Source organism: Ruegeria sp. CH6 (assembly GCF_056537005.1).
In genome coordinates this window covers 131,724-154,627 of the sequence record NZ_JBQFQS010000009.1, presented here as the reverse complement: position 1 = coordinate 154,627, position 22,904 = coordinate 131,724, and the positions used below count along the sequence as shown (strand labels likewise).

Genomic DNA, 22,904 nt, shown 5'->3' with positions numbered 1-22,904 from the left:
GTTATTGCGCGCACTCATAGAGAGAGAACAGCTCAATGGGTTGGGCAAGGCCACGTATTTCGTGATCTCCACAGCTGACGAACATGTTCGGTACAGTATTTGCAACAGCTGAAGTCGCCAACACTCTCCGACCAATTGATTTTGTTAAGCCTTCAATTCGGCTTGCGACGTTAACCGCGCCGCCCAGAACTGTAAAATCAAGCCTGCCAGGGCTGCCGATATTACCATAACTGACCTGTCCAACGTTGATTCCAACACCAATGTCCAAAGGCGGTTTTTGAATACCTTCTCGTCGTGAATTGAGAGAAGTCAAACCACTCAATATGCTCTGAGCTGCGAGCGCTGCCATGCGGCATCGGTCGGCGTGGTCATTTTGAGTTTCAATAGTAAAGATTGATAGGATGCCGTCGCCCATGAACTTGAGGACGTCTCCACCGTTGTCTTCTACGGCTTTGACCACCAGATCAAAATAGTCAGTAAGCGTGTCAAAGATTTCTTCTTCCGGAGAGGTCTCGGAAAGTGCCGTAAAACCTCGCAGATCAGAGAACATAACCACGGCATCCAGAGTTGTTCGCTCACCGCGCTTTATATTGCCGCTCCAGACGGCCTCGGAAGGTCCATCTCCTAAATAAGTTCGAAGTAAACCTTTAGACGATTTGCGCATCGTAACGGGCTCAAGAGCGGAAGAAAGGGCCGGTAATGCCGCTTCAATCAGTCTAAGATGATCCTGCAAAAATCCGTCCGGCGACTGCGTAACAAAGGTGTAACCATGCAACGATCCATCACCGTAATAGAGCAAGGTGGCATAGTAGTCGGTGCCGCCCTGCTCTGCAAATTCCAGATAGGATGAATGCTCTGTTTCTAAGTCCAGTTGCCGGAGACTTTTGTGAAGTGGCTTTCTGTTCGCAAGAATATACTCAAATGAGCTCCCGACATAACCATCTGTCAACATCGTCTCATGGGTGACGTCGTAGCAGTCGGTACCTTCAGGCGTCCAAACTACCCCCCAGGCAATAAGCAATGGGTTGGCAAAGCGCTGGCCGATGTTTGCTCGCCACAGCGGAACTCCGGCTTCGGTCAAGGAAGAACAGAACTGTGACACCACCTTTACGGGATCGCCGGAGCGCCGACCTTCTGTGATCATCCATTCGGTTAGTCGAGCGACTTGTTCCATGGGCCCAATTTAGTCGCTCGGAAACGATGAGCAAAGACTATTGGATTTGCAATGTCGCTTGCTTTTACTGAGCAAACTGATCTGACTGATCCAAGTTGACGCTAGGGTGATCTTTGGATTGTAATCCATCGGAAAGATAGTTTGGTACATTTCGATTTCGTGCGGTTCCAAACCGGCCTAACTGAAGATTGCAGCCCTTCGCTCGGGCGACCATCAATAGAAACCAATCCCGCTGACATCTACGAGAACCTCGTGGTCGCGCCCGTAGGCTACAACTCCAACTGAGGTGATTTCGTCAGCGACGGGAATAGCGCGTAACATGGCACCTGAAGCCTTGAATTCTGACAGAGGCAAAGTGACTTCGGTCCATTCTTCAGAAGTTGCAAACCCGGCCTGATAGTATTGCCACGGAAGCACCGTGCCACGAGTCCTGAGGTGGACGAAGTATTGCTCGCCGTTACCCCGGACCAAGAGCCTGACGCCCGAAACACTCGCATCTGGCCGATCAGGCAACTTGCGTCGAAACTGGATGAAGCCCCCGTTGTTTTCTGTACTCACTGTTCCGGTCAACCGCGCGAATGCAACCTCACCTTCCGAACTAAACTGCACCTGCCCTGATGAGACCCCTCCCATGACAGTGTCGGCAACGTAGTCCCAACGTGTCTCCGGAGACTCGGAGAAGTCCTCTGCAAGATTTTCACCAGCCTGTGCCATTGTAGATCCGATGATAAAAAGACTTGAAACAAGCCCAGCGAAGTTTCCACGCATATCGTACTTTCTCAGTTCAGTATCGCGATAGAAAAGTTCAAGGCCGTGGCAAATGCGACCCACGCAAAGTACGGCAGGAAGGCCAGTGCGGAAACCCGATCTGAATTCCTGACCCGAGCGATGAACATGACGATTACAGCCAACAACGCGACAATGATCACAAGAGCAAACCACGGCAGTTGCAGTACGAAAAAGGCTGGGGACCACAGAAAGTTCAGACCCATCTGCGCCCACCACAGCTTCATGGCAGTCGAGCTTCGGTCTGTTTCGAACTGGCGCCAACCGGCATTGGCAATCAACACATAAAGCACCGTCCAGACCGGGCCAAATATCCAATTTGGTGGATTGAAAGCCGGTTTAGAAAGCTGCGCATACCAATCACCAGGTGCGGTCAGTGTCCCGATCAGGATGCCGCCTCCCAACATGAGCGCAAGAAATGCTATGCGGATCAACAAATTCGACATTGCGGGACTGCTTTCAGCAATGCTTGGTCGTCACGTTGACAAGCGCTTCGGAAGAGAATGTTGCAGTACTGACGTTGTCCGCATCGGAATATGATACCGTGGCGCCTTCGATCTCCGACCCTGTTACGGTGATTTCGCGTTGCCCGATGGTGTCATCCACATCGATGGTAAAGGCGAGTTTATCCCCGGCTGCGAGGGATGCGATCTCAAGTTCAATTGTATTTTGTCCGTCCACGACCACTGGAAATTGCCGCAGAGCATCCGCACCCTCAACGAATTCGAGAGGTTGAAAGACCTCTACGCCCGCACCTTTTTCGGTAACGTCGAAGATCAATCGTCCGGTAGATTGCGACAAATCAATTTTGAGGGTCGAAGCTTCAACTTCGCACGTTCCGATATTTGTCAGAACAAAACGGTCCTTGGGTGCGCCTTCTATAAAGCGAATTTGTACACCAGCTTGAAGCGAGGTGGCTGTGAAAAGTCCAAGGGTCGCCGCAAGAATACTCTTCGGGAGCATATTTATCTCCTAACTAAAGGGTTCTTGATAGATACGCTTCGACGGGTTTCATGGATCAGACTTATACCCTTTGACCATCGTGGTTTAGCCGACAGGGCCTTTCGAAGTTCTATGCACCGCTGTCAGAACGGCGAAGTCAAAACATGCCATTGTCATTCTCGCTGTTTGCTGGAACTTCCTGAAGAACGTCCCAGTGCTCGACAACCTTCCCATCGACATCCAGGCGAAAAATATCGATCCCTGCGTACTCGAGACCATCGGGCCAGATTTGGTGGCAATGCAGAATAACGTGGTCGTCTTCAGCAAAGGCACGTTTGATATCCACACGCTTTCCCGGGTATTCGGCGGCCATGCGCTCGAAATATTCGATAAACGCTTGCTTGCCGTCGCCAACATGCGGGTTGTGCTGCGTATAGGTTTCCCCAACAAAGATCTCTATGGCCTCGGCAGGTCGACACTCGTTGAACATCATTTCGTAGAAAGCGATGACATTTTTCTTGTTTGTTTTGAGGTCCGGCATACTGATCTCCAAATCGACGTTTGCACCGCCCAAAAAAATGTTGGCCCACGCAAGTCTTGGAAGCAACCCGGCAAGGACCTCAATCCCTAATCGGCAAGAAGTTACCGGCTTGATTTTGCGTTGCGACTATTTCACGGGTTAGCCACTTATTCGGTTTCTTCAAAGTCTATGTGAATATGATTTCCATCAGGATCGGCCACATGGATTTGCACCTTTCCAGCCCCCGGGAAATCAGTTTTGCGATACTGGATCTGACACGAGATCAGTTTTTCTTCGAATGCTCTCAACCCTGTGGCTGAGAGCGCAAAATGCTCGAGCTTGAGCTTCACTTCGGAGCCGACATTAGGCGTTCCTTCGTGACCTACAAGGTGAACCACGGCGTGATCACCCGCATACAACCACGCTCCGGGAAACGGAAAATCAGGGCGGGCCCCGAGTTTTAAACCCAAGACCTCTTCATACCAAGTAACCATCTCAGGCAACCTAGTCGTCACGATATTCACATGATCCAGCCGCTCAATTCTCATCTAAAAACCCTCAAGCACCAGCTTTCCTTTGGCCTTGCCGCTTTCAAGGATAGCATGCGCTTTCTTTAAGTTTGCAGCATTGATCCTACCAAGTGTATCGGTCGCTGTGGATCTGATCTTTCCGTCATCTATCAACCCGGCGACCTGATTCAGGATTTCGCTTTGACGGTTCATATCTCCAGTCCCAAAAAGCGACCGAGTGTACATGAACTCCCAATGCAATGAGATCGATTTGGGTTTGAACGGCGCGATGTCGAAGGTTTCAGGATCATCAATCAACCCAAAGCGACCTTGAGGTGTCATCACCTCTCCAGCTTGGGAAGCATAAAGCTGGGAATGGTTTGTCGAATAAATGAAATCCACGCTGTCGATACCGAGAGCCTCGAGTTGTGTGCCAAAAGGTTCCGCATGGTTGATGACATGGTGTGCGCCCAGCTCTCGAACCCAGTCTTGTGTCTCGGGTCGGGACGCCGTCGCTATCACTGTCAATTCAGTGAGAGCCCGTGCCAATTGAATGGTGATTGACCCAACACCACCAGCGCCACCAATAACCAGCAACGTATTGGTTCCGCCGGAAACGGCATCTTGGACTCGCAAGCGGTCGAACAGCATCTCAAAAGCAGTAAGCGTCGTTAGCGGCATCGCCGCAGCCGCTTTCGCCGGTATGGATTTTGGCGCGGCTCCGACAATACGTTCATCCACCAGATGAAACTCGGCATTGGTCCCCGATCTGTTTATTGCCCCGGCGTACCAAACTGTATCTCCCGGACTGAAAGTCTCAACCGTTTCGCCAATTGCTTCGACGATCCCTACTGCGTCCCATCCCAGAATATCAGGTGCTGGACCCGCGGGAGCACGTTTTTGCCGAATTTTCGTATCGACTGGGTTCACTGACACGGCCTGCACTTTCACCAACAAGTCATGCCCCTTCGGCGTCGGTTTATCGGCCTCAAAGTCGATTAAGGCGTCCGCCCGATCAATCGACCCTGTCTCACGGTATCCCACGGCTTTCATAACGTGCTCCTTTGTTCGGTTCTGTATCAACCGATGACTGTCATTTCATTCAACGTGAATTCTGCAACGGCACCCTCTGTTGCTTCCAAGTAAGCCGCAAGGTGCTGAGCACCCATGTGGGTTTGCCAAAGCTCCCGGCTTTCCCAGTTTTCGTAGAATACGAAATGAGCCGGGTTGTCGTTGTCCTGATGAAGGTCGTAGTTGATGCAACCCTCTTCGGCACGGGTTATGTCGATGAGCTTGATCAGCTCGGCCTTTACGAGGTCGATCTTGTCAGGGTTGGCTTTGATGTTGGCGACGATTGTCAGCTTGGCCATTGGAATAGGTCCCTTGTGTTCTTGAAGGATGTGCCAGATTTACGCCGCAGTCCTTTCGGGATAAACAGGTCCAAATCGAACATATAATCCGGAAATTCCGTTTAATGCTTTTAGACAATCTTCGCTTGTTTCTGACTATAGCCGAGAAAGGCAGTCTTGTGGCCGCGGCGCGGGAGACAGGGATGTCGAGCACGACAGTATCCGAGCGCCTCGCGGCCCTAGAAACACACTACGGAGTGGTTTTATTCAACCGAACCACCCGTTCCATCAGCCTGACTGAAGAAGGCCGGTTACTAGCCGACGGTGCAAAAAGTGTACTCGGTGAGGTTGCGGACTTGGACACACTTGTTCGGCATGGTGCCGAAACTCTATCTGGTCCAATTCGCATAAGCGCGCCTATCGATTTGGGACGGAGCTTTGTCTCCGAAGTTATTGCCGAATTCACCGAAAAGAACCCCGCCGTCTCAATCGAACTGTCCCTCTCGGACGGCTATGTCGACCTTGTAGGCCAGGGTTTTGACCTCGCCGTTCGCTTTGGCAACATAACAGACAGCTCGCTCAGATTGCGAAGTCTAGGAAGCTACCAACGGTTCGTATGTGCGTCCCCAGATTACCTAGCTTCATTCGGAACGCCTGAAAAACCAGAAGATCTATTAAACCACAATTGCTTGGTCATGAGGTTTGGCGACATGATTGATAACGTTTGGGAGTTTGGATCTGGACCAAATGCCCAGCGCGTGTCGGTAAAGGGAAATCGAATAGTCAATGATGGTTCACTCATCCGCGATTGGGCAATTTCAGGCCATGGGGTCGTATTAAAGTCGGAGCTGGATGTTGGCGACGATGTTCGATCTGGCAGACTTGTTTCTGTCTTGCGCGACTTCCTGCCACCGCCGAAACCTCTGCAAATGATGTTTCCGCCTAGCCGCGCCCAACCACGTCGCATAACGGCCTTGGCCGAGCATTTGCGTCGCAAATTTGGTGTGAGTTGAGGCAGCAGGGGAAGACACTAAAGTTTGCTCACAAGAACCTCACCTTATGAGTTCTTCTGAGCTGAAGCGGAGTACATCTGTACGGATCGCCGAGAAGCGGCTCAGAAGAAAAGCGCAAGCCCGGTCATTGAGACAACTAAGAAAAGTAGCGTCATGATTCCGCCTGAGCGAACAAAATCGACCACCCGATAACCTGCGGGCCCCATGATCAACGCGTTCACCTGGTGGGTTGGGATCAAAAATGAGTTAGACGTCGAAATTGCCACGGTAAGAGCAAATACAGCCGGGTTTCCACCCGAAGATACCGCAATAGAAACGGCTAACGGCACCAGCAGAACAGTTGCACCTACGTTGGACATGACCAGCGTGAATACCGTAGCCAAAACGGCTACTCCTGCTTGCAACGACCATATCGGCCAACCCTTCAGTAGAGCCAACACATGTGCTGCAATCCAATCCGCAGTGCCGGTGTTCTGAACTGCCTGACCCAACGGGATCAGTGAAGCGAGTAGAAAAACTGTGCTCCAACTTATCGACTCGTAGGCCTCATCAATCGACAACACCCGGCTCAAAACCATGCCAACAGCGCCAATTAACAGGCACAACGACAAGCGCAGATCAGAAAACAGAATTAAGATCAACGCTATTAGGAAGAAGGCGAGCGCCCATCCAACCTTGTGAGGCCGCAACTCTTCTTGTGGAAAATCCGAGGTGACAACGACGAAATCCCTGTCTGACTTCAGTCGTGTCAGACGGTCCCACTGCACGTGCACCACACACGTATCACCGGCTTGCAAAGGAACTTGCCCGATATGCGTGGCTGAATGATCTTCGGTTTCTACATGGCTCAGTGTTTCTTCGCCGCGCTGAATGGCCAACAGAGACAAACCGTGTGTCTGACGGAGGCGCAAATCAATCGGAGTCTGGCCGATCACTGAAGAGCCGGGCGGAATAACAACCTCTGCGACCCCCGATTGGGTCGCGGCGAAATCATCTGCAAAGACATCTAGTTGGGGTAGGATCTCTAAACCGTAAGGTTCAGCAAACTGATGCTCAACAACACGGCGCAGGCCAAGCACTGCAAGCCGCGCTGGCGCTTCGATCTTTGTATCAGCCATCGGCGCGATGACCTTGTGTCCGCGATAGGATGTGCCAAGAATGTATAAGTTGTGGGCGACCATGACATCTGCGAGCGTTTGTCCAATCAAGATCGAGCCCTCTGGAACCCGTATCTCGAACATATCGGCCCTAAGCCCATAGGTGTTTTCGACATAGGTCTGCATGGACCGAGCCGAGCTTGCGTCCTCGCCACGCTCCCGCTGCGCTGGGAGGACCCAACGACCAAAGAGCACAAAATAAAGCACCCCTGTCAGCACCAGCATCACGCCGATAGGCGTGACTGAAAACAACCCAAATGTCTCCATTTGTTGGTTGGCCGGTAGAGATGAATTTGCCGAAACAATCAGGTCATTCAACAGGATGAGGGGCGACGACCCGACTAATGTGATGGTACCACCCAGTATTGCGCAAAACCCCATGGGCATCAGCAACCTACTCATCGGGATTTCCGTACGTGCTGAGATGCGGCTCACAACGGGAAGAAAAAGCGCAGCAGCTCCGACGTTCTGCATGAAGGAGCTGATGACACCAACCGTTGTAGATATTATGGGGATTATCCGAGCCTCTGTCGTGCCACCATTCTTGAGGATCAGGGCCGCAACTTTTGACATAAGCCCCGTCTTATCAAGCCCAGCCCCGATTACCATAACTGCGATGATGGACATCACAGCGTTCGAGGAAAAACCTTCAAAGAGCTTGGATACATCTGCAAGATTACCTAGCCCCGGGAGATAGCTCAGTGCACCAAGCAGCACCATTACAAGAATTGCTGCGACATCAATCCGTATAATCTCGGTAACAAAAAGTAAGACGGTAAAAGACAATAGACTCAGTACGGCTATCATTTCGTACGTCAGTGTTGGTAATTCCATATCGTACTCCCAACCTAACGTTACCCAACCAGCAGCAAATACGAAGGACCAACTCTGCGCCGCAGATAAGGCCAAAATCCATCAGGCCGTCTCACGCGGCTCGTTTTCTCGAACGTGGTATCTGCTGAAACCTGGATTTCGCCAACTCAAAAGAGACGCTGATAATAAACTCAAAAGCCTCTCTTAATCACCGCAATCGGAGGGAAGCAGTCCATTCGCAGAGTTGTGATAGATCCCGCGTCCAGAATAGATATTGCCGTACCTGCGAAATGAGCGCGTCCAAACCGGCGCGCTCACTCTATTTTTTATTGTTTTTCACTAAGGAGTTAAGAGTGATGCATCACTCTGCGGCAACAGCTTCCTGTCCCAGTGTCGGGTAGTCCGTGTATCCCTTTTCATTACCGCCGTAGAGGGTAGTTGCATCCAGCTCATTCAAAGGGGCGTCTTTCTCCAGCCGACTGACAAGATCCGGATTGGAAATGAACGGTCTGCCAAAGGCCACCAGATCGACGGCGCCGGTATCAACCGATTCAATCGCCATTTCGCGATCATAAGCGTTGTTGCCCATTTTCGCGCCGTCAAACAATTCATATAGCGCCTTTAAATCACCACCTTCAGGAATATCGCGCGGGCCGCCGGTTTGTCCTTCTACGAGATGGAGATAGGCCAACCCAAAGCTATTCAACAACTTGATCGCATGCGAGAACGTCGCCTGTGGATCGCTGTCGGAAATGTTGTTGGCGTCCGAGAAGGGGCTGAGGCGGACACCAACACGGTCGGCACCCCACACGTCGACTACTGCGTCCATGACCTCTTTCAGGAACCGTGCTCTGTTCTCGACAGGACCGCCGTATTCGTCTTCACGCTTGTTGGACTCGTCCCGCAGAAACTGATCAATAAGATATCCGTTGGCTGCATGGACTTCGACACCGTCAAATCCGGCCTTCTTGGCGTTTTCTGCGGCCTGTCGGTAGTCGGCGACAACGCTTGCAATTTCTTCGATACTCAGAGCCCGAGGTTCCGATGTTTCGACAAACTGCTCGCCATCAAAGGTCATGGCTTTAGCGCCAATTGCGGATGGTGCAACAGGGGCGCCGCCATCCTGTTGCAAGCTAAAATGAGAAATCCGGCCCACATGCCAAAGTTGGATCACAATCTTCCCACCCTCGGCATGGACAGCCTCAGTCACTTTTTTCCAGCCGTCGATCTGCGCATCGGAATAGATGCCGGGCGTCCAGGCATAGCCTTTGCCTTGGGGCGAGATTTGCGAAGCTTCCGTAATGATCAGTCCAGCATCCGCGCGCTGCGCATAGTATTTGGCCTGCAATTCATGGACGCTGTCATCCTCGGCTCTTGCCCGGTTGCGGGTCAATGGCGCCATAACAACGCGATTTTTCAGCTCGATTGCTCCAGCTTTGATGCCGGAAAACAGTTTTTCATCAGCCATTGCTGCTTCCTTCTTTGGTAAACTTCGTTCAGATATTATTGGACTAATTAGTCCAATATTGGGGTCACGGTCTCTTGTTTGAGTTTGTGGTAGGTTTCATTTCCTTATGGTGTCGGGAGGCCTTATGGCGAAATCACCAAACGGGCTTGTTTCAGAGTTTGCGATATCTGATCGGAGGGCACACCCGCCTTCCGCAAGGCCAATGTGCCGATTGCAAGGGAGGCAAAGGCGCGCGCCTTGACGAGTGCCTGTCCCGGATCCGAAGGTTTAAGCGCTCTCGCAATAATCTCGTCAATGCTCTCCAAATGATGCCGCCCGAGAGCCGCCACTTCCTCATCATGAGGAGCAAGCTCCGTAAGGCAGTTGATCAGCATGCAGCCGTCACGACCACCTTGCGGGTTCGCCAAAGCTTCCATTATCGCACCAACGGGGTCATCCCCGCCCGCGTTCGCGACATCACGCAAAGTCTTCAAACCACGCCTGGAATAGTGGCTTAGGGCTTTGTGAAACAAAGCCTGTTTGTTACCGAACGTTCCATAGAAGCTGGACCGGCTCAAACCCATGGCTTCGGTCAGATCATCCACAGATGCTGTCTCGTAGCCCTTGTGCCAAAAAACGCACAAGGCTTTTTCCAAAGCCTCGGCTTCGTCAAAGCTACGAGGCCGACCCGGACCTGCGGACGATTTGTTGCCGCCAATTATAAGAGTACCTTCGCTCATATCTTGGATGTGGAATGGTCGGTCCAGAATTTCAAGTGGCCATTCGAGGATTTTGGATTAGTCAGTCCGAATTCCAGCTAATGACAAGAATTTTCTGGGTCGATAGATATACCGGAGGCGCCCTTAGTCGTACCTCAAGACTCCGGTTGGTTCCCTTATTTTTCACTGCTTGCAGATACTGCCGTTTGAGGCTGGACTAAAGCAGCGGCAAAGGAAGGTACTCCAACGTTTGCAAAGCCTGTTTTCTGCGCATCGCAGACTTTCGCGAGATTCCAAGCAAAAAGGCCGCAACGAACCCAAGGCTCCTTAGGGAGGCCCTATGCGGGTTGAGCGCCGCAAGAGTCTATGACCGCAACGACTACGCCAAAAAACTGATTGAGATCATCGGTACGGCAGACACAGTCTGTGCAGCGCAAAACTATGCGCATACCACGCAAAAATATGGGGTGTGCGAAGTGTTATCCGCACACCTGCAATTTGTCAGAAATCCAGATTTTCGACGCTCAGCGCATTTTTCTGAATAAACTCACGGCGTGGTTCGACCACATCACCCATCAGCTTGGTGAACAGGTCATCAGCCTCGACCATATCGTCCACTCGTACCTGCAGAAGCGTCCGCGCATCCGGGTCCAGTGTGGTCTCCCAAAGCTGATCGGGGTTCATCTCACCCAGACCTTTATAGCGTTGCAGCGACAGGCCTTTTTCGCCCTCTTCCAGAATGGCACGCAATAGGTCCAGCGGCCCATGAATGACCTGAGACCGGTCGCGCCGGATCAGTGTCGCCGGGGTGTTGTAGATCTCTTGCAAGCTTTGGGTGAAGCTGCCGGTTTTGCGAGCCTCACCTGAACGCAGCATCGGGCCATCTAGCGTACGGACCTCTTCGACACCGCGCAGGATACGGGCCAGACGGATACCGTGATCTTGCGTAATGCGACCTTGCCAGCCACGCTCGTATTCCAGCGCGATCAGGTCGAGACGCGCGGCGACTTTGTCGGCCACGCCTTGAAGGTCGGCATCCACCGCACCTGGGACAAAGGCTCCTGCAACGGCGGCCTGCTCCAGAATGTGGCGCGGATAGTGGGTTGGGAAGGCGTCCAGAACGCGCTTCAACTGGCGCGCTTCGTCCACAACACGGGTCAGGTCCTGACCGACGATCTCTTCGCCCGAGCCCAGTTTCAGTACCGCCCCTTCGACGCCCTGGTTGATCAGGTAGTCGTCCAGTGCCGCCTGATCCTTCAGGTAAACCTCTGATTTACCGCGCGAAACCTTGTAGAGCGGCGGCTGCGCGATATAGAGGTAACCGCCCTCGATCAGCTCCGGCATTTGCCGGTAGAAGAAAGTCAACAACAGCGTTCGGATGTGCGCGCCATCCACGTCGGCATCGGTCATGATGACGATCTTGTGGTAGCGCAGTTTTTCGATGTTGAACTCATCGCGACCAATTCCGGTGCCCAGCGCCATAACAAGATTGCCGATTTCCTGAGACGACAGCATCCGGTCAAACCGGGCGCGCTCGACGTTCAGGATTTTACCGCGCAGAGGCAGAACGGCCTGAGTCAGGCGATCACGACCCGTCTGAGCAGAACCTCCAGCCGAGTCACCCTCGACAAGGAAAACCTCGGTCTTGGACGGATCCTTCTCGGAACAGTCTTTCAGCTTGCCGGCCAGATAGTTCACATCCATCGCCGTTTTGCGGCGGGTCAGTTCGCGCGCCTTACGGGCGGCTTCGCGGGCCAATGCCGCTTCGATGATCTTGCCGACAATGGTCTTGGCCTCGTTGGGATTCTCTTCGAACCATTCGGCCAGTTTTTCGTTCATCAGTCCTTCGACTGCAGGGCGCACCTCGGAGCTGACCAGCTTATCCTTGGTCTGGGACGAAAACTTCGGGTCGGGCACTTTCACCGACAACACGCAGGTCAGACCTTCACGTGCATCATCGCCGGTAAAGCTGACCTTTTCCTTTTTCGCAATCCCGCTGGATTGGGCATAGTTGTTGATCGTCCGGGTCAGCGCCCCCCGGAAACCGGCCACGTGCGTCCCGCCATCGCGCTGCGGGATGTTGTTGGTGAATGGCAAAACAGTCTCGTGATAGCTGTCATTCCACCACATAGCGATTTCAACGCCGATATCGTCGCGTTCGCCTTTGATGTAAATCGGTTCGGGCATCGCGGCCGTCTTGGAACGGTCGAGATACTTTACGAACTCTTTCACACCGCCTTCGTAGAACAGCTCAGTCTCAAGCCGTTCAGCCGGGCGTTCGTCGATCAAAATGATCCGTACGCCCGAGTTCAGGAAGGCAAGCTCGCGAAGGCGCTTTTCCAGCGTCTCGAACGAGTACTCCAGGTTCGAAAACGTATCCGTCGAGGCAAGGAAACGCACCTCAGTTCCCGTCCGGTCACCGCATTCAGCGACAACTTTCAGATGCTCGGTAGTCTCGCCGCCTTCGAACCGCGCTACGTGTTCCTTTCCGTTACGCCAGACGCGCAACTCCAGCCAGTTCGACAGGGCATTCACCACCGAAACGCCCACGCCATGCAGACCACCAGACACTTTATACGAGTTGCTGTCGAACTTACCGCCAGCGTGCAGCTGGGTCATGATAACCTCGGCAGCCGAGACGCCCTCTTCCGGGTGAATATCGACCGGAATCCCGCGCCCGTTGTCGCTGACCGAGACACTGGAATCGGCATGAATCTTGACCGTTACATGGTCGGCGTGACCAGCCAAAGCCTCGTCAATTCCGTTGTCGACAACCTCGTACACCATGTGGTGCAGACCCGAGCCATCGTCGGTGTCGCCGATATACATACCGGGGCGCTTGCGAACGGCCTCCAAGCCCTTGAGAACCTTGATGGAATCCGCGCCATATTCTTGTGGTGCCTGTGCGTCTTCGGACATGCCGTTAGTACCTATATTATTTTGGTAACTTATACGTTTTCTGGGGGGGATTGTCACGCGCTCCCCCAATATTTTGTGTCAGCAGAGGTTGATTACGTTCGATACGGCAGATGTGCGCCGAAACCTCACAATTGATCGATATCAGCCGCTATGTCCGCAGCAATTTCCTGCGCGTTTACGTCCTTTCGCTCAGCAGACAACCGAAGACCCAGAAGATCAGATTGGTAACGCGTTGCTAGCCGGTTCGGATCATGATCCGAAGCGATATCCCCTGCTTCCCGCGCGCGACGAAACAGATCGGCGAAACACGCCTTCATCTCTGCCATATGAATGCCAGCTGCTTCGGCGAGTGCGTGGTCTTTGGCCTGCAGTTCCGCGTATGTTTTGGCCAGCATGCAAGCTTTTGCGGGGGCATCGCTGGCCTCAATAACAAGCCGTGGCTGCGCCTTCAAAGCCTCAAGCGGGCCTAATTTATCAGCAAGCGCCTTTAGCCTCGCAATCCCTTCCTGCGCGTAGCGTTCCAAAGCCAAGCCATACAGCGCATCCTTGGACCCAAATGCCGCATAAAAACTGCCGGGTTTCAGTTTCAGTTCGCGCTCCAGATCCTTCAGCGACGTCCCGGCCCACCCCTGACGCCAAAAGATATCCCTGGCCTGAGCAATCAGAGCATCACGGTCATATTCGGGTTTGCGTGGCATTGTCTTCACCAATTCTTGAACGGTTGCTCAAATATATACTTGAGTGATCGCTCAAGAAAGACTATTTCTGCCTCAACGCGCCAGAAAAGGAGTTTTCAAATGGCCAACTTCCCGTCCCACGATCTCGAATCCGCCCCTGAGGGATCCAAACCACTGCTGGAAAAATCGCAGGCCGCATTTGGCCGCCTGCCTGGCCTGCACAAGGTGATGGCGGAAAGCCCCCAGCACCTGGAAGGCTATCAGGTGCTGCACGGCCTGTTCATGCAGACCGATTTCGACAACGATGAGAAAACCGTCGTTTGGCAGACCATCAACGTGGAAAACGAATGCCACTACTGCGTCCCTGCCCACACCGGTATTGCCAAGATGATGAAGGTTTCCGACGACATCACCGAAGCCCTGCGCAATGAAACCCCGCTGCCCAACGCAAAGCTGGAAGCGCTGCGCACATTTACGCTGCAAGTCATGGAATCTCGCGGCAACCCGACCGAAGAGCAGCTGCAGGCGTTCTTCGACGCAGGTTATTCGCACCGTGCGGTTCTGGATGTGGTTCTAGGCCTCGCGCAGAAAACCATGTCGAACTACGTCAACCACATGGCGAAAACGCCAGTCGACGAAGTTATGCGCGGTTTCCTGTGGGAGCGTAAGGTCAGCGAACCCGCCTAAGAGCTTACGACCGAGCCGTCGTCGCCTTCGGAAACGATCAGCGTCTGAGCTCGGTCACCCAGTTCCGCAAACAGTTCAGGCCCGGTGCCCGTCATCCAGGCCTGAGCACCCAAAGCACAGATCTCGTCATACAGCGCCGCACGGCGATCCGCGTCCAGATGCGCGGCCACCTCATCCAGCAACACAATCGGTGGAGCACCCACCATCCCGGCCAGCGCCCGCGCGTTGGAGAGGATCAGCGAAACCAGCAGCGCCTTCTGCTCACCAGTCGAACAATCCTTTGCCGGAACACCCTTGGCCGCAAACACACCGTACAAATCCGACCGATGCGGACCCACCAAAGTCCTGCCTGCAGCCAGATCGCGAAAGCGGCTTTCATTCAGTGCATCCCGCAGATCGTCAGCTGTTTCCGGCATCGCACCTTCGGTTTGAACCAGTTCCAGATCAGCAGATGGAAAGGCTGTTTCAGCCTGATCCTGTGCGCTTCGCAGATGATCCAGCGCTGATAGGCGCGCAGTGTGTATCCGGTGCCCCGTCTCGGCCATCTGACCTTCCAACGCTGCATACCAGTGGGCATCGCGCACCTGCTCTTTCAGCAGACGATTGCGCTCCCGCATGGATTTTTCATAGGTCAGCGAAGCCTCGGCATGTTCCGGATCGAAACTCAACGCGATCCGATCCAAAAATCGGCGCCGTCCTTCTGCGCCTTCGATCCACAACCTGTCCATAGAAGGAACCAGCCAGACGACTCGTGCCAGTTTACCCAGTTCGATCTGACTGGACGCCTTGTCATCAATGCGAACCTGGCGCGCGGCACCGCCCTCGGACCAGGTTTCGATCTCAAATTGCTGCGCCTGCGCCTGCAATAGCCCCGACAGCTTCCAGCCCAAAGCCTCGGGTCGTCTTGTCATCTCGGCCGCACTCGCCCGTCGCATACCGCGACCGGGCGAAAACAAGGACACCGCTTCAAGGATGTTGGTCTTACCCGCCCCGTTTGGCCCATGAATGGCCACCGGCCGCCCATCCAGCGACAAACGCGCCAGCTTGTGCGACCGAAAATGCGAGACCGTAAGCTCGGTCAGGGCCAAAGCCATGACCCCTCCCTTCTGTTAGTTCACGTCTGTCACAAGCAACGCGATCAGACGCGCATCGGCATGACAACATACACTGCGCTCTGGTCATTACCTTCGCGCATCAGGGTCGGATCACCTGCCGAGTTGAACATGAATACCGCGTTCTCGCGGTCGACCTGAGATGCGATCTCGAGCAGATACTTGGCGTTAAAGCCTATCTCGAGGCGCTCATCCCCGTAGGCTACGGCCAGCTCTTCCTCAGCTGCACCGCTATCGGGTGCGTTGACGGACAAGACCAGCTTATCACCGTCCAGCTGCAACTTTACCGCGCGCGAACGCTCTGACGAAACCGTTGCGACCCGATCCACGGCTTGCGCGAATTCGGCGGCGTCCACCTCAAGCTTGCGCGTATTGCCCTGGGGGATAACGCGTGTGTAGTCGGGGAAAGTTCCGTCGATCACCTTTGAAGTCAGCGTTATGTCAGGTGTCGCGAACCGTACTTTGGTTTCGCTGACCGAGACGGCGATATCCATCTCATCATCATCCAGCAGCTTGCGCAATTCACCTACGGTTTTGCGCGGCACGATTACGCCTGGCATGTCAGCGGCCCCGTCAGGCAGGTCTGCGTCGATGCGGGCCAGTCGGTGCCCGTCGGTTGCCACACAGCGCAGAACTTTGCCACCTTCGGAGCCATCAGCAACATGCATATAGACACCGTTCAGATAGTAGCGCGTCTCTTCGGTTGAGATGGCAAATTTCGATTTGTCGAACAACCGGCGCAGCAAGGCAGCCGAAGCGGTAAAGTTCGACTGGTACTCCGAGGACGCCATGACCGGGAAATCTTCTTTTGGCAGCGTTGCCAGCGAGAAGTTCGAGCGCCCCGCTTCAACGGTCAGACGGCCTGCTGCACTATCAGCAGTCAATGTCACCAATGCGCCGTCGGGCAGTTTCCGCACGATCTCATGCAGGGTCGTCGCTGCGACGGTTGTAGCGCCCGCCTTTTCGACCTGCGCCGGCGCCTTGTCGACCACCTCGATATCCAGATCGGTGGCACGGAACAAAGCCTGATCACCTTCGGCTTCGATCAATACGTTCGCCAGGATCGGAATTGTGTTTCGGCGTTCCACAACGGATTGGGCCTGCGAGACGGCCTTGAGAAGGGTGCCGCGTTCGATGCTGATCTTCATACCCTCAATTCCTCTGACTTGAGTGCCGTTATGGGCGGGACTGGCAAGTTAGCGGTTCAGCCCTGAGGCACAAGGATTTTTTACGGATTTCTGGGTCGGAATGACCAAACGGTCAAGAGGCGCGTGTTGCATTTGGCACAGTTCCTCGGCGACCGTGGACAATACCGCACAAGAAAACGCCCCGAACCCGCTTGTCCGAGGCGTTGTGTTCCGAATTACCGGACCAACTCAGGCTTCGAGTGACCGGCGCAGCATCTCGACATCTTCGGCGATCTGACCGTCGGTCAGCTTCAGCTCTTCGATGCGCTTTACGCCGTGCATGACGGTGGTGTGATCACGGCCACCAAAGCGGCGACCAATCTCCGGCAGCGAGCGGCTGGTCAGTTGCTTGCATAGATACATCGCCACCTGACGCGGGCGGGCATAGGACCTCAGGCGCTTGGGGCCGATGATGTCGGACAGGCGGATGTTGTAATAGTCTGAAACTTTGCGCTGAATCTCTTCGACCGTGATCTTGCGCTCGGATGCGCGCAGCACATCGGCCAGGCAGTCCTGCGTCAGTTCCATGTCGATTTCGCGACCCACCAGCGAAGCGAAGGCAAACAGACGGGTCAAAGCGCCTTCCAAAACGCGAACATTGGTCGAAATGCGATGCGCGAGGAACTCGAGCACACCATCGGCGATGGTCAGATCAGGATAGGTGCTGCTGTAATGCTGTACTTTGTTCTGCAGGATGCCCAGACGCAGTTCGTAATCGGTCGGGTGCAGATCAACAACCAGACCACATTGCAGGCGCGACTTTACACGATCTTCCAGATCCTTGATCTCACCCGGCGCACGATCGGCCGATATGATAATCTGCTTGTTCTGATCCACCAGCGCGTTGAACGTGTGGAAGAACTCTTCCTGGGTCGAATCCTTGCCTGCGATGAATTGCACGTCATCAACCATCAGCACGTCGACCGAGCGGAACAGATGTTTGAAATCCATCATCCGACGCTCGCGCAGCGCCTGCACAAAGCGATACATGAACTGTTCTGCCGAAAGGTACAGTACGTTGAGTTCGGGGCGTTTGGTTTTCAGCTCCCACGCGATGGCATGCATCAGGTGTGTTTTACCCAGACCGACACCCCCATACAGGACCAGCGGATTGAATGTGACGGGACCACCCTCGGAGACGCGGCGCGCAGCGGCATGGGCCAATTCATTGGGTTTGCCGACCACAAAGCTTTCAAATGTAAAACGGGCGTCAAGTGGCGCAGCCTGCAGGGATTCCAGCGCGTCACTTGCAATATCTGACGGATAAGATGCTTCAGGTTGCACCGGTGCGACAGTTTCCGAGACCGCTGCGAGTGCTGGCTCTGCCACTGGCGCAGCAACGGGGCGCGCAGGAGAATTCGCCGCTACACGAAAGGCAAGGCGCTGAACCGATTCACCCGAGGTGTTCAGCTCATACAGAATGAGGTCCGCAAAATTCTGACTGACATAGTTGCCCATAAAGTTCGTCGGCACCGAAAATACAGCCACACCATCCTGCAACTCCTGGAATTCCAGAGGTTCGATCCAGGTGGTGAAATTGTTCCGGCCGATGGCCTTCAGCAACTTGCTACGCAGTTGTCCCCATTTCTCTTGTGTCATTAAGCGCCTCACGCATCCCATTCTTTATTGGCCTGTCGGCCTTATTAATGTGTCCGGTCTCCCGGCTTCTGGCGTTCACTCGCAAAAAGGTATCCTTGCGCCGAACCAAGGGATTCGGCGGATAATTTCTTCTTCGCCCGCACAACAGCAGTTTGGCCACGTCCCACAGCAGGCACGTCCCCAGAAACAGGGTTGCGCGTTACCTTTCAATTTTTAGACAGGGCTAAGATCGTCGGTGATCCCGAGATCCGTAGCAGATCGTCAAACCAGTTCGAGCCGGTTGCCGACATTCGTCAATGGATCGTCCTGATGCCCGTCAGTATGATCGCAATGACAGCCTGTCCCCCCAAGCGAGTGAATCGCTGAATCAGTGGTAACAAGAGGCAGCGGGTCGCGGCAACGAAACTCTGATATTGACTCGGGTCTTTGGCCGAAAGAATCTCTCAGATTTGTGAAGACGCGGCATTCAGGCAACAATGAAAAAGGCGCCGCAATCCGCGACGCCCCTTCGAACGATCTAAGTCAACAATAGTTGACGTAAGGTCAACCCAGCGCCTTCACGCGAGCCGACAGGCGCGACATTTTACGTGCCGCTGTGTTCTTGTGGAAGACACCTTTGGTGACGCCGCGCATCAGTTCAGGCTGAGCGACGCGCAGAGCTGCGGTTGCTGCTTCCTTGTCACCGGATGCGATTGCTTCTTCGACCTTGCGCAGGAAGGTACGGATGCGCGAACGACGTGCTTTGTTGATTGCGAAACGCTTGTCGTTCTGACGAGCGCGCTTCTTAGCTTGGGGCGAATTTGCCATGTGTATCTCTGACCTTTGTTCGGTTCGATTGTCTCAGGGTTGCGCGCCACGGACATTTCCGTACCGGATCAGGGATCACGAGTGTGATTCTGGCCAAGCGGGCCGCACGCGCATGTATAGCGGCGCTGCATATCCAAGTTTGCTGTATTTGCCAAGCCGAATCTTCAACGGTGCATAGCAGGTATGAAAAAGGCGGGCCCTGCCCGCCTCATCCGATCAGCTATTTCGGCGTTTACTTGTCCCGAAACTGCGCTGCCCGTTTTTCGAGAAACGCTGCCATGCCTTCCTTCTGGTCTTCGGTCGCGAACATCGAGTGGAAGACCCGGCGTTCGAACAGCATGCCCTCGCTCAGCGGCAATTCATAGCTGCGATTCACCGCCTCTTTGGCCGCCATTGCGCTGAGCAGCGATTTCTCAGCGATCTTCTGTGCTGCACCCACAGCCTCTTCGATCAGCTTCTTGGATGGGACAACCCGACTGACAAGACCCGAGCGTTCGGCCTCTTCCGCGTCCATGAAACGGCCTGTCAGGTTCATGTCCATCGACTTGGATTTGCCAACAAAGCGAGTCAGGCGCTGGCTGCCACCCATTCCGGCAATAACACCAAGGTTGATCTCGGGCTGGCCAAACTTGGCAGTGTCCGCGGCAATGATGAAGTCACACATCATCGCGACCTCACAGCCACCGCCCAACGCATAGCCGGCAACAGCTGCGATGATCGGTTTGCGGATCGCGGCAATCCGATCATTTACATCGGCAAACAGGTTTTCAGTGTAAACTTCAACATAGCTCTTCTCGGACATTTCCTTGATGTCCGCGCCAGCGGCAAAGGCCTTGTCAGAACCGGTGATGACGATGCAACGCACCTTGTCATTCTGGTCCGCATCTTCCAGCGCATCGCACAGTTCACTCAAAAGTTGAGTGTTCAGAGCATTCAGCGCATCCGGTCTGTTGAGCTTGATTAGGGCGACGTGGTCTTCAATTTCGACGATGATCGTCTCAAAAGCCATGAGGTCTAAGCTTTCGGTTGTTCCGTTCAGATACGATTCCTTATCACGCGAAAAACTTGGATCAAGCTATCTTTGGCATTGCGCACAATAGAATGATGAGCGACCGGACTGAGTGATTCTCTTTACTTTCGCGTCACAACCTTCTGTTCTGCACGGCTCATCTTCACGGCCATACACATCAAACCTGTGCTGAAAATATCCAAGTTCTCCATCGGCTTGCCGGAAATCCCGCAAGGATGATCCCCCCGCCCTGATCGCCTCTTCCAGAACCTGGCGGATGATTGGAACCAATGCCGCTACACGTTGCTCGGAAATCTGCCCTGCTTTGCGACGTGGCGACACTCCGCCGCGATAAAGCGCTTCACACACATAGATATTACCCAATCCGGCAACGATTCTCTGATCCAGCAGCGCCGACTTAACCGGAGTATTCTTCCCCCGAAACGCATCGATCAAATGCTGCTCGTGAAAATCATTCCCAAGGGGTTCGGGCCCCAGAACAGACAACAGCTTGTGTTCGTGGGCAGTATCTGTCGGCAGCAAATCCATCGCCCCAAACCGACGGGGATCATTGAACGTGATCCGTGCACCATTGGCCATGTGAAACACGACGTGGTCATGCTTTTCAGGTGCAGGGTGATTGTGAACAAACTGGCCCAGCGGATCGCCGGATACCGTCATCCGCCCTGACATGCCCAAATGAATCAGCAGGGTCTCACCGCTGTCTAAATCGGCCAGAATATACTTCGACCGTCGACGCAAACGATCCACCCGTTGACCGGACAGCCGCTTTGCCATCTGATCGGGGAACGGCCAACGCAGGTCCGGACGGTTCACGTCGGCGCGATCGATGACAACACCTTCCATTGCGGGGCTTAGCCCGCGGCGGACCGTTTCGACTTCGGGAAGTTCCGGCATGCGCTCTCCTGATTTGCCGCAAGAGCATTTTCCAGCGCCTGCACCATTTCATCATGTCCGGTTACATATTTCAGAATCCGTGCCGTCTTCCCATCAGAAAAACGCAGCACATAGGTCCCGTGATGCCTGAGGCTGATTTTGGTCAGCGTGGTCAAATCAAAGTAGCGCCGTTGAAACAGCCAACCCGTTGTGACCAATTCGGCCCCATCAATCGTCACCGTGTTCACCAGATGAAAGACTAGGGTGTAGACGACCAACCCGACCAGCGACAACTTGATCCACAGTATTGTTTCTGCCTCCAAACCCGGGAAAACCTTGTCATCGGGCATCAGCTCGGGTTGGAAAAAACTGATGTTGAGCACATTGAAAAACGCAATCGCGATCAGGACCAGCAAACCCGGTGTCGTTCGAAAGGTCAGCCGCGTCAGCGATTGCTGAGCAGGCCGTTCGCTGCCCGCGCGGGAGATTGCCTCGTCCACAGGGTCATTGGGAAAATGTCTGGCGACGGCGTCCAGTTTGTCACCCACCCCTTCGGCACGATGCACGCGCCGGATCGTGCGAAACACCGCTCTGATCCGCCATCCCAAAAATATCAGCACCAGAAGAATGGACAACAAAACTGCCAGAACGTTTGCCAACGGGGAAAACTCCGTTTGTTCAAAATACCTGCCTGTCGTCTTATGCAGCGACTAAGGAAAATCTGTGGCGCGCCTGTCCGATCGTCCCCCCTGCTACCATTTCGCGCGATTGTCTTCCCCGCGCTGAGGCCTATAAGGATGAGCAACACAGGCAGAGGCGTCCATTCATGTCCGACACCAACGACAAGACCACCCATTTCGGGTTTGAAACCGTCCCCGAGGCCGACAAGGCCGGCCGCGTGCAGGGCGTTTTCAACTCGGTTGCCTCGAAATACGACGTGATGAACGATGTCATGTCGATGGGCATTCACCGGGTTTGGAAAGACGCGATGATGGATTGGCTTGCCCCCCGGCCCGGTCAGCATCTTCTGGATGTAGCTGGTGGGACAGGCGATATCTCATTCAGGTTCCTGAAACGTGCAGGTCACGGCCAAGCGACAGTGCTGGACCTGACGGAGCCGATGTTGGTCGAAGGACGCCAGCGCGCCGAGGCTGACCAGATGTCGGACAGCCTGAGTTGGGTGGTCGGCGATGCCATGGCACTGCCTTTCGACGACAATACTTTCGACGTCTACACAATCTCATTCGGCATCCGGAACGTGACCCGCCCACAAGAGGCACTAAACGAGGCGTTCCGCGTCCTCAAACCTGGTGGACGGCTGATGGTGTTGGAGTTCAGCCAGTTGCCGAATGACGGGCTGCAAAAGCTCTATGACCTCTACAGTTTCAACGTCATCCCCCGGATGGGAAAACTGATCGCCAATGATTACGACAGCTATCAGTATCTCGTGGAATCGATCCGCAAGTTCCCCGATCAGGAGACATTCCTGAGCATGGTCCGAACAGCAGGATTTGAGAATGCCAAGTATCGCAATCTCAGCATGGGCATCGCTGCGCTGCATTCCGGTTGGAAGATCTGATA

At 54.1% G+C, this 22,904-nt stretch carries 23 protein-coding genes; 3 read left to right on the top strand and 20 right to left on the bottom strand.

The genetic code is table 11. The features are described 5' to 3' along the window. Position 1: 1 nt before the first annotated feature. The 8 genes from ACR0CW_RS17170 to ACR0CW_RS17135 all read right to left on the bottom strand — a co-directional run bounded on the left by ACR0CW_RS17170 (position 2) and on the right by ACR0CW_RS17135 (position 5,301). Entirely contained in the window at positions 2–1,174 is a 1,173-nt protein-coding gene (locus tag ACR0CW_RS17170) for an adenylate/guanylate cyclase domain-containing protein (RefSeq protein ID WP_480788711.1), read from the bottom strand. 213 nt (positions 1,175–1,387) lie between these two features. After that, the gene (locus tag ACR0CW_RS17165; RefSeq protein ID WP_480788710.1) at positions 1,388–1,888 is read right to left on the bottom strand and encodes a CIA30 family protein; all 501 of its coding nucleotides are present in this window, start codon (positions 1,886–1,888) and stop codon (positions 1,388–1,390) included. Between the two features lie 65 nt (positions 1,889–1,953). Beyond that, the gene (locus ACR0CW_RS17160; protein WP_480788709.1) at positions 1,954–2,406 is read right to left on the bottom strand and encodes a TspO/MBR family protein; all 453 of its coding nucleotides are present in this window, start codon (positions 2,404–2,406) and stop codon (positions 1,954–1,956) included. A 13-nt stretch (positions 2,407–2,419) separates the two neighbouring features. Further along, positions 2,420–2,923 carry an aggregation factor core gene (locus tag ACR0CW_RS17155; protein ID WP_480788708.1) on the bottom strand — a complete coding sequence of 168 codons (504 nt, stop codon included), beginning with the start codon at positions 2,921–2,923 and terminating at the stop codon, positions 2,420–2,422. A gap of 136 nt (positions 2,924–3,059) precedes the next feature. Then, positions 3,060–3,443 carry a nuclear transport factor 2 family protein gene (locus tag ACR0CW_RS17150; protein ID WP_480652535.1) on the bottom strand — a complete coding sequence of 128 codons (384 nt, stop codon included), beginning with the start codon at positions 3,441–3,443 and terminating at the stop codon, positions 3,060–3,062. Between the two features lie 146 nt (positions 3,444–3,589). After that, positions 3,590–3,946 (bottom strand): VOC family protein, encoded by a 357-nt coding sequence (locus ACR0CW_RS17145; protein WP_480788707.1) that lies wholly within the window; start codon positions 3,944–3,946, stop codon positions 3,590–3,592. Positions 3,947–3,970: 24 nt separating this feature from the next. Then, the gene (locus ACR0CW_RS17140; RefSeq protein WP_480788706.1) at positions 3,971–4,984 is read right to left on the bottom strand and encodes a zinc-binding alcohol dehydrogenase family protein; all 1,014 of its coding nucleotides are present in this window, start codon (positions 4,982–4,984) and stop codon (positions 3,971–3,973) included. 26 nt (positions 4,985–5,010) lie between these two features. After that, positions 5,011–5,301: a putative quinol monooxygenase gene (locus tag ACR0CW_RS17135; protein ID WP_170336714.1), complete on the bottom strand. Its 291-nt coding sequence runs from the start codon at positions 5,299–5,301 to the stop codon at positions 5,011–5,013. A gap of 104 nt (positions 5,302–5,405) precedes the next feature. Here ACR0CW_RS17135 and ACR0CW_RS17130 point away from each other — a divergent pair, with 104 nt between their 5' ends. Next, positions 5,406–6,293: a LysR family transcriptional regulator gene (locus tag ACR0CW_RS17130; protein WP_480788705.1), complete on the top strand. Its 888-nt coding sequence runs from the start codon at positions 5,406–5,408 to the stop codon at positions 6,291–6,293. Positions 6,294–6,394: 101 nt separating this feature from the next. Here ACR0CW_RS17130 and ACR0CW_RS17125 read toward each other — a convergent pair whose 3' ends face one another. The 5 genes from ACR0CW_RS17125 to ACR0CW_RS17105 form a co-directional block, all read right to left on the bottom strand. After that, entirely contained in the window at positions 6,395–8,284 is a 1,890-nt protein-coding gene (locus ACR0CW_RS17125; protein ID WP_480788704.1) for an SLC13 family permease, read from the bottom strand. 340 nt (positions 8,285–8,624) lie between these two features. Further along, positions 8,625–9,731, bottom strand: coding sequence for an alkene reductase (locus ACR0CW_RS17120; protein ID WP_480788703.1), 1,107 nt, complete (start codon positions 9,729–9,731; stop codon positions 8,625–8,627). Positions 9,732–9,853: 122 nt separating this feature from the next. Beyond that, positions 9,854–10,450, bottom strand: a complete 597-nt coding sequence (locus ACR0CW_RS17115; protein WP_480788702.1) for a TetR/AcrR family transcriptional regulator — start codon at positions 10,448–10,450, stop codon at positions 9,854–9,856. A gap of 480 nt (positions 10,451–10,930) precedes the next feature. After that, positions 10,931–13,348, bottom strand: coding sequence for a DNA topoisomerase (ATP-hydrolyzing) subunit B (gene gyrB / locus ACR0CW_RS17110; protein WP_155146627.1), 2,418 nt, complete (start codon positions 13,346–13,348; stop codon positions 10,931–10,933). A 125-nt stretch (positions 13,349–13,473) separates the two neighbouring features. After that, the gene (locus ACR0CW_RS17105; RefSeq protein ID WP_480788701.1) at positions 13,474–14,046 is read right to left on the bottom strand and encodes a TetR/AcrR family transcriptional regulator; all 573 of its coding nucleotides are present in this window, start codon (positions 14,044–14,046) and stop codon (positions 13,474–13,476) included. A 99-nt stretch (positions 14,047–14,145) separates the two neighbouring features. On the opposite strand from ACR0CW_RS17105, the gene ACR0CW_RS17100 reads away from it, so the two are divergent. After that, positions 14,146–14,712: a carboxymuconolactone decarboxylase family protein gene (locus ACR0CW_RS17100; protein ID WP_170336702.1), complete on the top strand. Its 567-nt coding sequence runs from the start codon at positions 14,146–14,148 to the stop codon at positions 14,710–14,712. Here the strand turns inward: ACR0CW_RS17100 and recF are convergent. From recF to ACR0CW_RS17065, 7 genes are all read right to left on the bottom strand, one after another. Beyond that, positions 14,709–15,806 carry a DNA replication/repair protein RecF gene (recF, locus tag ACR0CW_RS17095; protein WP_480788700.1) on the bottom strand — a complete coding sequence of 366 codons (1,098 nt, stop codon included), beginning with the start codon at positions 15,804–15,806 and terminating at the stop codon, positions 14,709–14,711. The two genes, ACR0CW_RS17100 and recF, sit on opposite strands and share 4 nt — an antisense overlap. A gap of 44 nt (positions 15,807–15,850) precedes the next feature. After that, entirely contained in the window at positions 15,851–16,972 is a 1,122-nt protein-coding gene (dnaN, locus tag ACR0CW_RS17090; protein ID WP_155146635.1) for a DNA polymerase III subunit beta, read from the bottom strand. A 228-nt stretch (positions 16,973–17,200) separates the two neighbouring features. Next, positions 17,201–18,610 carry a chromosomal replication initiator protein DnaA gene (gene dnaA, locus ACR0CW_RS17085; RefSeq protein ID WP_480788699.1) on the bottom strand — a complete coding sequence of 470 codons (1,410 nt, stop codon included), beginning with the start codon at positions 18,608–18,610 and terminating at the stop codon, positions 17,201–17,203. 543 nt (positions 18,611–19,153) lie between these two features. Continuing rightward, the gene (gene rpsT / locus ACR0CW_RS17080; protein ID WP_155146639.1) at positions 19,154–19,417 is read right to left on the bottom strand and encodes a 30S ribosomal protein S20; all 264 of its coding nucleotides are present in this window, start codon (positions 19,415–19,417) and stop codon (positions 19,154–19,156) included. Positions 19,418–19,649: 232 nt separating this feature from the next. After that, positions 19,650–20,426 (bottom strand): enoyl-CoA hydratase, encoded by a 777-nt coding sequence (locus ACR0CW_RS17075; RefSeq protein WP_155146641.1) that lies wholly within the window; start codon positions 20,424–20,426, stop codon positions 19,650–19,652. Positions 20,427–20,492: 66 nt separating this feature from the next. Continuing rightward, the gene (mutM, locus tag ACR0CW_RS17070; RefSeq protein ID WP_480788698.1) at positions 20,493–21,344 is read right to left on the bottom strand and encodes a bifunctional DNA-formamidopyrimidine glycosylase/DNA-(apurinic or apyrimidinic site) lyase; all 852 of its coding nucleotides are present in this window, start codon (positions 21,342–21,344) and stop codon (positions 20,493–20,495) included. After that, on the bottom strand, positions 21,302–21,982 hold the full coding sequence (locus tag ACR0CW_RS17065) for a hypothetical protein (protein ID WP_480788697.1): 681 nt from the start codon (positions 21,980–21,982) through the stop codon (positions 21,302–21,304). Before ACR0CW_RS17065 ends, mutM begins: the two co-directional genes overlap by 43 nt. A 167-nt stretch (positions 21,983–22,149) precedes the next feature. Here ACR0CW_RS17065 and ubiE point away from each other — a divergent pair, with 167 nt between their 5' ends. Continuing rightward, positions 22,150–22,902 (top strand): bifunctional demethylmenaquinone methyltransferase/2-methoxy-6-polyprenyl-1,4-benzoquinol methylase UbiE, encoded by a 753-nt coding sequence (gene ubiE / locus ACR0CW_RS17060; RefSeq protein WP_155146646.1) that lies wholly within the window; start codon positions 22,150–22,152, stop codon positions 22,900–22,902. Positions 22,903–22,904: the final 2 nt, after the last annotated feature.

Coding starts and splice junctions, on each gene's coding strand:
- ACR0CW_RS17125 (WP_480788704.1), bottom strand. CDS start 8,284: ATGGAATTACCAACACTGACGTACGAAATGATAGCCGTACTGAGTCTA.
- ACR0CW_RS17170 (WP_480788711.1), bottom strand. CDS start 1,174: ATGGAACAAGTCGCTCGACTAACCGAATGGATGATCACAGAAGGTCGG.
- ACR0CW_RS17135 (WP_170336714.1), bottom strand. CDS start 5,301: ATGGCCAAGCTGACAATCGTCGCCAACATCAAAGCCAACCCTGACAAG.
- gyrB (WP_155146627.1), bottom strand. CDS start 13,348: ATGTCCGAAGACGCACAGGCACCACAAGAATATGGCGCGGATTCCATC.
- ACR0CW_RS17100 (WP_170336702.1), top strand. CDS start 14,146: ATGGCCAACTTCCCGTCCCACGATCTCGAATCCGCCCCTGAGGGATCC.
- ACR0CW_RS17155 (WP_480788708.1), bottom strand. CDS start 2,923: ATGCTCCCGAAGAGTATTCTTGCGGCGACCCTTGGACTTTTCACAGCC.
- ACR0CW_RS17115 (WP_480788702.1), bottom strand. CDS start 10,450: ATGAGCGAAGGTACTCTTATAATTGGCGGCAACAAATCGTCCGCAGGT.
- dnaN (WP_155146635.1), bottom strand. CDS start 16,972: ATGAAGATCAGCATCGAACGCGGCACCCTTCTCAAGGCCGTCTCGCAG.
- ubiE (WP_155146646.1), top strand. CDS start 22,150: ATGTCCGACACCAACGACAAGACCACCCATTTCGGGTTTGAAACCGTC.
- ACR0CW_RS17165 (WP_480788710.1), bottom strand. CDS start 1,888: ATGGCACAGGCTGGTGAAAATCTTGCAGAGGACTTCTCCGAGTCTCCG.
- ACR0CW_RS17105 (WP_480788701.1), bottom strand. CDS start 14,046: ATGCCACGCAAACCCGAATATGACCGTGATGCTCTGATTGCTCAGGCC.
- ACR0CW_RS17075 (WP_155146641.1), bottom strand. CDS start 20,426: ATGGCTTTTGAGACGATCATCGTCGAAATTGAAGACCACGTCGCCCTA.
- recF (WP_480788700.1), bottom strand. CDS start 15,806: ATGGCTTTGGCCCTGACCGAGCTTACGGTCTCGCATTTTCGGTCGCAC.
- ACR0CW_RS17140 (WP_480788706.1), bottom strand. CDS start 4,984: ATGAAAGCCGTGGGATACCGTGAGACAGGGTCGATTGATCGGGCGGAC.
- ACR0CW_RS17160 (WP_480788709.1), bottom strand. CDS start 2,406: ATGTCGAATTTGTTGATCCGCATAGCATTTCTTGCGCTCATGTTGGGA.
- mutM (WP_480788698.1), bottom strand. CDS start 21,344: ATGCCGGAACTTCCCGAAGTCGAAACGGTCCGCCGCGGGCTAAGCCCC.
- ACR0CW_RS17130 (WP_480788705.1), top strand. CDS start 5,406: ATGCTTTTAGACAATCTTCGCTTGTTTCTGACTATAGCCGAGAAAGGC.
- ACR0CW_RS17150 (WP_480652535.1), bottom strand. CDS start 3,443: ATGCCGGACCTCAAAACAAACAAGAAAAATGTCATCGCTTTCTACGAA.
- ACR0CW_RS17120 (WP_480788703.1), bottom strand. CDS start 9,731: ATGGCTGATGAAAAACTGTTTTCCGGCATCAAAGCTGGAGCAATCGAG.
- dnaA (WP_480788699.1), bottom strand. CDS start 18,610: ATGACACAAGAGAAATGGGGACAACTGCGTAGCAAGTTGCTGAAGGCC.
- rpsT (WP_155146639.1), bottom strand. CDS start 19,417: ATGGCAAATTCGCCCCAAGCTAAGAAGCGCGCTCGTCAGAACGACAAG.